An 8,326-nucleotide genomic window follows, 5' to 3' on the forward strand; every position below is an offset into this window, starting at 1 on the left:
CTCGTCGCACACCGCTCGTCGCAACGGCGCACGAGCCCCACTTCACCACCGCAGCTTCGGCGCACCGCCGTCGCTGCGCCCCGGCGACGGCCCCACCACGGCCACAGCCACCCTCGAAGGGAACATCTTGAAGCTGAGCGCGCTGCTGGCCGGGCAGGACCACGACCTACTCCAGGGAGACCCGGAGAAGACCTGGATCACCGCGGGAACGACCTTCGACGCCGACCGGGTGGCACCGGGATCCCTGTTCATCGCGGTGCCGGGACATGTCGAGGGCGGCCCGGAATCCGTGGCCCCCGCCCTTGCCCGGGGCGCGGTGGCGGTCATCGTGGACGACAACTGCGTGCTGCCCGCCGCAGCGGCCGACGTCTGCGTCGTGCGGGTGCCGGACACCCGTGTCGCGGCCGCGGTCGTCGCATCGCGCTACTTCGGCGAGCCGGGGAAGCAGATGGACATGGTGGCGATCACGGGCACCAACGGGAAGACCTCCGTCTCGTACATGGTCGAGTCCGTGCTGCGGATCTCCGAGGGCGTGCGCAGCGGCGTCATCGGCACCGCCGGCAGCCGCATCGGCGACGAGCTGATCCCGATGCCCCAGTCCGTGCTGACCACACCGGAATCGCCCGACCTGCAGTACCTGCTGGGGTGCATGCGCGACAGGGGAGTGGGCCATGTGGTCCTGGAGGCCACATCGATGGGCCTGCTCACCCACCGTGTGGACCGCACCTTCATCGACGTGGGTGTCTTCACCAACCTGAGCCAGGACCACCTGGACGACCACGGAACGATGGAGCACTACCGGGACGCGAAGCTGCGCCTCTTCCAGGGGCTGTGCCGGCGTGCCGTGGTCAACGCGGACGACCCGGTGGGAGCCGGCATCCAGGCGTTGATGCCCGGGGCGGTGACCACCTACGCCCTCGACACCGATGCGGACTACCGGGCGACCGACCTCTCCGTCGACGCCTCGGGCACCCGCTTCACGCTGCACCACGACGGCCGTAAGTACCCGGCGGCGATCCCCTCACCCGGCCGGTTCTCGGTGGCGAACGCGCTGGCCACGGTGGCCGCCTGCCACCTCCTGGGACACGACCTCGCCGGGCTGGTCGCCGCGCTCGAGCGGATGCCGCAGATCCCGGGCCGGTTCGAACGCTTCACGACACCGCAGGGAACATCGGTGATCGTGGACTACGCGCACTCCCCGGACTCGCTGAACAAGGTCCTCGGCACCATCCGCGGCTTCGCCCCGGCCAAGGTCATCACCGTCTTCGGCTGCGGCGGCGACAGGGACACCACCAAGCGGGCCGAGATGGGAACGATCGCCGGTACCCACTCCGACCTGTGCGTCCTCACCTCGGACAACCCGCGCCACGAGGACCCCGAGGCGATCCTGGACCAGGTCGCACCCGGCATCGAGGCGACCGGCACCCCCTTCGAACGCCGCGCCGACCGCCGCAGCGCCATCGAGTTCGCCCTGTCCGCGGCAGGCCCGGACGACATCGTGCTGATCGCGGGCAAGGGGAGCGAGCCCCACCAGATCGTCGGCGACGAGCTGATCCCGTTCAGCGACATGGCCACCGTGCGCGAGATCGCCCTGCCGCAGAGCCCGCTGTAGGTCCGCCGCACGTCCCGCGGCAGGCCCCGGCGGGACACGTCACCCCGGCCCCACAGGGCCGGGCCCCGATTCACATCGGAAGTGCGTCAGCGGATGCGATCTTGGTGTTGGCCAGGACAGCCCGCCCGATGAAAGGCTGAACACCGTGCCGTCCGAGGGGGCGGTGGACGCAACGGGGGAGCGCGGATGACGGTGTTCAGGACGAGGTCGGGAGCGGTCCGCGGACTGCGGGCCGCGAGCAATCCCGGAGTCGTCGTGCTGCGCGGAATCCCGTACGCCGCACCGCCGTTCGGCGTCGGCCGGTTCCGGGCCCCGCGCCCTGCCGCCGCCTGGGACGGCATCAGGGACTGCGCGGCGTTCGGACCCGTCGCCCCGCAGTCCGCACAACTGCCCGGAGCGCCCCGCTGGTCACCCGGCGACGAGGACGTCCTCAGCCTCAACATCTGGACCCCGGGCGGCCTCGGCGACGCGCTCCCGGTGCTCGTCTGGATCCACGGCGGAGCCTACGTCTTCGGCTCCTCCGCGCAGCCCGACTTCGACGGCACGGCCGTCGCCGGACACGGACTCGTCGTGGTCACGCTCAACTACCGTCTCGGCTTCGAGGGGTTCGGACACGTCCCGCCCGTCGGCGGGGAGCCCTGCCCGGACAACCGGGGCCTGCTCGACCAGATCGCCGCCCTGGAGTGGGTGCGGGAGCACATCGCCGCGTTCGGCGGCGCCGCCGACAACGTCACCGTGGCCGGACAGTCCTCCGGAGCGACATCAGTGGCCTGCCTGATGGCGATGGACCGGGCGCGCGGACTGTTCCGACGTGCCGTCGCACACAGCGCCGTGAACTCCTGCGCCTCCCCGGAATCCGCCGCCCGCACCACCCGGGAGGTGGCCGCCGCAGCGGGCGTACCGGCCACGTACGACGGCCTCTTCTCCGCCTCCCCGGGCGCCCTCGTCGACGCCTCGGACGCCGTGGCCGACGCCTACCGCCGTGATCCGGCATCGGGACAGCGCCACTACGACCCGGCCATCTACGGGCCGGTGTCGGGCGGTGACACACTTCCGCTGGACCCCCTGACGGCGTCCGCCGCCGGCGGCGCGTCCGGTGTCGACCTGCTTGTCTGCCACACGACCGAGGAGTACTGGCTGCTGGACGCCGTCGGCAGCAGCGCGAAGATCACCACGGAGGAACAACTCGCCCTCTTCGCCTCGGACTTCCAGCTGCCCGCGGCGCTGCTGGACGGCTACCGCGCACTCATGCCCGGTGCTCCCGTACTCGATGTCTTCCTCGCCGTGTACGGAGACCTGCTGTTCGGCGAGTACAGCAGCAGACTCGCCGAATCCCACGCACGGGCAGGCGGCCGGGCCTTCCTGTCCCGGTTCGCCCGGCAGCGCGGTGGCCGGGGCGAACCCGTCCGTGCCTGGCACTGCGCGGACATCCCGTTCGCCTTCGGCAACCTCCACGAGGAGAGCGTCCACTTCCTTGTGGGCGGCCCTCCGGCCCCCGCCGATCACGAGCTCTCGGGGCGCATGGTGCGGGCGTGGGCCGGCTTCGTCGCCACCGGCGATCCAGGGTGGCCGACGATCGACGATTCCACGGGCGCGGTGAGGATCTGGGACACCGCCGCCGGCGACTCCCGCGACGCATGGGAGACGTTCCGTACAGGGTGGCGCGGAGCCGGGCTTCCGCTGCTGGCACCCTGACCGGGACCCTGCCGAGTCGTCCGTTTCCTGTGACAGCAGGACTGCTGACGGCTCACCGGATGAGTGCATCTGCCCAACCGGGCTGTCATTGGCATGGACCTGTCTATCGATCTGCACTACAGTCCGTTGCGGCACTTCTGAGAGCGCTCTCAGAACACTCTCGGATGCTTCCTGTTCCACCCCCACGAAGCTGGAACAACACGAAGGGGCACTCCCTTGAGACATACGACGATGGTGCGGACCGGTCTGTCCGCCCTGCTCATCATCGGCACCTGGGCAACCGCCGGCCTCACCCAGGCCAGCGCGGCGGACTCCCCCTCCGCCGCCGAACCCCGGGCCGGCGCCGCCCTGATCGCGGCGATGCAGAAGGACCTGGGCTTGACGAAAAGTCAGGCCGAGGCGCGACTCACCGCCGAGAAGGCGGCAACGGCCCTGCAGGGCCCTGCGCAACGCGCTGCGGGAGCGTCGTTCGGCGGCTCCTGGTTCGACGCGGACAGCGGCAGGCTGACGGTGGCAGTCACCGACAGCGGGACGGCCCGTTCCGTCCGGGCGACCGGCGCCGACGTCCGCGTCGTCGACCACACCGCGAAGCAGCTCGACGCGGCCAAGAGCCGGCTGGACGCACTCTCCGCGCCGAGCGGGGTCAGCAGCTGGCACGTCGATCCCAGGGCGAACAGCGTCGTGGTGAACGTCGTCGCCTCCGAGCAGGGTGACAACGATGTCCGCGCCTTCGTCGCCAAGGCGCGGAAGGCCGGGCCGGTCACAGTGAAGCAGACCGCCGCGGCACCGCAGACCTTTGCCGCGGGAACGGTCGGCGGCGACCCGTACTACACGGGCAACGTCCGCTGTTCCATCGGCTTCTCGGTGCACGGCGGCTTCGTCACCGCCGGGCACTGCGGCGGCGCCGGCGGCGCGGTCAGGGGCTGGGACGGCTCGGCCATCGGCAACTTCCAGGGATCGTCCTTCCCGGACAACGACTACGCCTGGGTGAACGTGGGCAGCGGCTGGTGGACCGTCCCGGTGGTCCTCGGCTGGGGCACCGTCTCCGACCAGCTGGTCCGCGGTTCCAACGAGGCCCCCATAGGTGCCTCGATCTGCCGTTCCGGCTCCACCACGCACTGGCACTGCGGAAACGTACTGGCCAAGAACGAGACGGTGAACTACAGCCAGGGCGCCGTCCACCAGATGACCAAGACCAGCGTGTGTGCCGAACCGGGTGACTCGGGCGGCTCGTTCATCAGCGGCGACCAGGCGCAGGGTGTCACTTCGGGCGGCTGGGGCAACTGCAGCGGCGGTGGCGAGACCTGGCACCAGCCGATCAACGAGATCCTCAACCGGTACGGGCTGACGCTCCACACGGCCTGACGATCCGCGGGGGCGCGCACGGCCCCCGCCCCATGCCGTCGCCGGTCTCCCGGCGATCCGGCGGCAATACGACGGTCTGCTGCGGCAGTCAGGGTGGCCCCCTGCCGCAGCAGGCCGTTCGTGCGTCGGCCGAGGTGGCTGCCTGTTCCTCCATGCGGCCGGTCTCTCCCGAACGGCGTGCGCACCGGAGGTGGTTCTCACCCCGCGCGCCGGCCTGGTGCCCGCCCTTCCGCCCGTACTCTGCGCGTGCGGGTTGTGCGCCCGCACCCCGTCGGCGGAGACCCGTCTTTCCCGCCCGCTGTCGCGTGTGCTGTCCGGTGCTGGAATTCGACCGGGAGACGGCCCTCCTCGCGCCGTTGCCGCGGGCCCGCACCAACTGCCCTTGCATGGCGCATCGTTCACAGAGTATTGACATGCTCTCAGCGGCGGCGTAACACTGGCACCGCTTTGGAGAGCGCTCTCCCAGGGGTCCCCGCAAGGGGGCCCGGCCTCGAGCCGCACTGGGTCGGTCCCTCCCGGGTGCACCATCCAGCTCCACTCTCCCCCCACTGCGCACCCGATGTGCGCGGATGAAGAGCGGCATGGAGGTCCGCATGGCCGAAAGATTCAGCAGAACCACTCTGGTGTCCGCCCTCATCGTCGCCACGGCCCTGGCCCTGGTGGCCCTGGGGCTCAACGCGATCACGAACGCGGGTGCCGGAACAACCGATGCCTCCCCGCAGACGGCCGGCGAGCCCGCCGCGGCGTCGCATGTCATGCAGGGACACGTCATGGCGGCGGCCGATCCCGTTCCGTCGGGCGACGACCCGGACGGCGACGGATACATTCCGGCGAATCCACCGGTCACCGGGGTGACGCCGTCCGCCGAGATCCCTCCGGTCCGGTACTTCCACGAGTTCCAGGCGAACTGTTCGGTCAACCACACCGGTTCCGTGGACCCGATCGTCTACCCGGGGCAGACCGGCAAGTCCCACAACCACACCTTCATGGGCAACGACACCACGGACGAGAACAGCACCACCGCCTCGCTCGGCGGGGGCGGAACCGCCTGCAAGGCGCCCGGTGACCTGTCCGCGTACTGGATGCCGACCCTCTACAACGGCAACCAGGAGGTGCGCCCGGTCGGACCGCAGACCATCTACTACAAGTCCGGGGTGACCGACTACCGGAGCGTCAGGCCCTTCCCGAAGGGGCTGCGGTTCGTCGTCGGCAGTCCGACGCAGACGCTGGAGGAGTTCCGCAACCACCCGGGCAGGGTGGAGGGTTGGGAGTGCGGGGAGAGCTACCACAACTTCGACTTCCCGGCCACCTGCCCGTCCCGTCCGGACGTGCAGCTCAACCTCCGTATGCAGGCGCCCAGTTGCTGGGACGGGAAGAACCTCGACACCCCGGACCACAAGGCCCACATGGCCTATCCGGGTGCCCAGGGAGCCAACCAGAACGTCTGCCCGACGTCGCATCCGGTGGCTCTGCCGATGATCGAGTTCAAGATGGCGTGGCCGGTCAACGGTGACATGTCGCAGGTGAGGCTGGCCAGCGGTACGGGCCACTCCTTCCACTACGACTTCTTCAACGCCTGGGACGACGCCACGCTGAACGCCATGGTCAGGCACTGTGTCGTCGGCGGTCTCCAGTGCGACGCCCGGGGCTACGACCAGAACCGTCCCGGTGACGGTGCTGTCCTGGACGAGAACTACGAACTGCCCTGACCCCCACTGCGCTCTCCCTGATGGGTGCAGTGTGCCCATCGGGGAGAGCGCTCTCCAACGCTTACGACTCCCGCAAGGAAGTGTCTCCCCCCATGAAGTTGCCACATCTCAACCTGTCGGCCCACCGCCGCAGGCGTACGACGGCCCGCCTCACCGTGGCCGCACTCGTAGCCGCCGGAGCGGCCATCATGCCCGTGCCCGCGGCGCAGGCGGCCGGAAGCGTGGTGAAAGTCGAGGGATCGCAGGGCGCCTGGCGGCTCACCGTCGACGGATCGCCGTACACGGTCAAGGGTCTGACCTGGGGCCCTGCCGTAGCCGACGCCGGAAAGTACATGCCCGACGTCAAGTCCATGGGCGTCAACACCATTCGCACCTGGGGCACGGACGCCACGACGAAACCCCTCCTCGACAGCGCCGCCGACAACGGGATCAAGGTCATCGCCGGCTTCTGGCTCCAGCCGGGCGGCGGTCCGGGAAGCGGTGGGTGCGTCAACTACCTGACGGACACCGAGTACAAGAACAACATGCTCGCCGAGTTCCCCAAGTGGGTGGAGACCTACAAGGACCACGCGGGTGTCCTGATGTGGAACGTAGGCAACGAGTCCGTGCTCGGTCTGCAGAACTGCTACAGCGGTGACGCCCTGGAGCAGCAGCGCGACGCGTACACGACGTTCGTCAACGACATCACCAAGAAGATCCACGCAGTCGACCCCAACCACCCCGTCACGTCGACGGACGCGTGGACCGGCGCCTGGCCGTACTACAAGAAGAACGCGCCCGACCTCGACCTGTACGCCGTGAACTCCTACGGCGCCGTCTGCGACATCCGCCAGACCTGGGAGAACGGGGGCTTCGACAAGCCCTACATCGTCACCGAGGGCGGCCCCGCCGGTGAGTGGGAGGTTCCGGACGACGCCAACGGCGTACCGGACGAGCCGACCGACGTGGCCAAGGCCGAGGGCTACGGCAGGGCCTGGCAGTGCATCACCGGGCACAGCGGAGTGGCGCTCGGCGCGACGCTCTTCCACTACGGCACGGAGTACGACTTCGGCGGTGTCTGGTTCAACCTGCTCCCGGCCGGCCAGAAGAGGCTCTCGTACTACGCGGTCAAGGAAGCGTACGGAGCGGACACCTCGGGCGACAACACGCCGCCCGTGATCACCGGGATGACGGTCGACAACGCCTCGGCGGTCCAGGCGGGCAAGCCGTTCACCGTGAAGGCCTCCCTCTCCGACCCGGACGGTGACGCGCTCACCCACCAGGTGCTGTTCGGCAGCAAGTACCTCGACAACAACGGCCAGTTGACGGACGCGCCGTTCACGGACAAGGGCAACGGCACCTTCGAGGTCACCGCCCCCGACCGGCTCGGCGTGTGGAAGGTCTACCTCAAGACGTCGGACGGCAAGGGCAACGTCGGCATCGAGACGAAGTCGTTCGAGGTCGTGCCCCCGGAGGTCGGCGGTACGAACGTGGCGGCGGGCAAGCCGGCCACCGCCTCCACCTTCCAGCCCGACAGCGTCGGCTGCCCCTGCCCCGCGGGCAACGCCGTCGACGGGTCCTTCGACACCCGCTGGGCGAGCGACTGGGCCGACCAGCAGTGGCTGCAGGTCGACCTCGGGGCGAAGACCTCGTTCGACCACGTGCAGCTGGCCTGGGAGGCGGCATACGCCAAGGGGTACACGCTGCAGACCTCGGACAACGGCCAGGACTGGACCACCGTGCACACCGTGACCGAGGGCAACGGCGGCATCGACGACATCGACGTCGCGGGCGATGCGCGCTACGTGCGCGTGAACACCTCGGTACGCGACACCCCCTGGGGTTACTCGCTCTACGAGTTCGGCGTCTACCGGAGCTGAGCGCTCGTAGGACCTGCCGCGCCGTCTCTCTCCCCGCTGTCGGTGCGGCAGGGAAGTCCGCGGCGGGCCACGGAGATCCGTGGCCC

General features: G+C 69.8%; 5 protein-coding genes. All 5 read left to right on the top strand.

What is annotated here, in order from left to right; genetic code table 11:
- Positions 1 to 127 precede the first annotated feature (127 nt).
- The 5 genes from ACFQ6X_RS29360 (at position 128) to ACFQ6X_RS29380 (ending at position 8,240) form a co-directional block, all read left to right on the top strand.
- Positions 128 to 1,612, top strand: coding sequence for a UDP-N-acetylmuramoyl-L-alanyl-D-glutamate--2,6-diaminopimelate ligase (locus ACFQ6X_RS29360; RefSeq protein ID WP_383185801.1), 1,485 nt, complete (start codon positions 128 to 130; stop codon positions 1,610 to 1,612).
- Positions 1,613 to 1,798: 186 nt separating this feature from the next.
- Positions 1,799 to 3,307 (top strand): carboxylesterase/lipase family protein, encoded by a 1,509-nt coding sequence (locus ACFQ6X_RS29365; protein WP_383185790.1) that lies wholly within the window; start codon positions 1,799 to 1,801, stop codon positions 3,305 to 3,307.
- 231 nt (positions 3,308 to 3,538) lie between these two features.
- Positions 3,539 to 4,672 (top strand): S1 family peptidase, encoded by a 1,134-nt coding sequence (locus ACFQ6X_RS29370; protein WP_383185803.1) that lies wholly within the window; start codon positions 3,539 to 3,541, stop codon positions 4,670 to 4,672.
- A 593-nt stretch (positions 4,673 to 5,265) separates the two neighbouring features.
- A complete protein-coding gene (locus ACFQ6X_RS29375) occupies positions 5,266 to 6,381 on the top strand; it encodes a DUF1996 domain-containing protein (protein ID WP_383185792.1) in 1,116 nt (371 codons plus the stop codon).
- Positions 6,382 to 6,473: 92 nt separating this feature from the next.
- Complete coding sequence (locus tag ACFQ6X_RS29380) at positions 6,474 to 8,240, top strand: discoidin domain-containing protein (RefSeq protein WP_383185794.1); 1,767 nt, start codon at positions 6,474 to 6,476, stop codon at positions 8,238 to 8,240.
- Positions 8,241 to 8,326: the final 86 nt, after the last annotated feature.

This window comes from Streptomyces sp. NPDC056452 (assembly GCF_042796085.1).
In the GTDB taxonomy this organism is placed as follows: domain Bacteria; phylum Actinomycetota; class Actinomycetes; order Streptomycetales; family Streptomycetaceae; genus Streptomyces.

Excerpts from the sequence above, each read along its gene's own strand:
- ACFQ6X_RS29375 (WP_383185792.1), top strand. The coding sequence starts at position 5,266 with ATGGCCGAAAGATTCAGCAGAACCACTCTGGTGTCCGCCCTCATCGTC.
- ACFQ6X_RS29380 (WP_383185794.1), top strand. The coding sequence starts at position 6,474 with ATGAAGTTGCCACATCTCAACCTGTCGGCCCACCGCCGCAGGCGTACG.
- ACFQ6X_RS29370 (WP_383185803.1), top strand. The coding sequence starts at position 3,539 with ATGGTGCGGACCGGTCTGTCCGCCCTGCTCATCATCGGCACCTGGGCA.
- ACFQ6X_RS29365 (WP_383185790.1), top strand. The coding sequence starts at position 1,799 with ATGACGGTGTTCAGGACGAGGTCGGGAGCGGTCCGCGGACTGCGGGCC.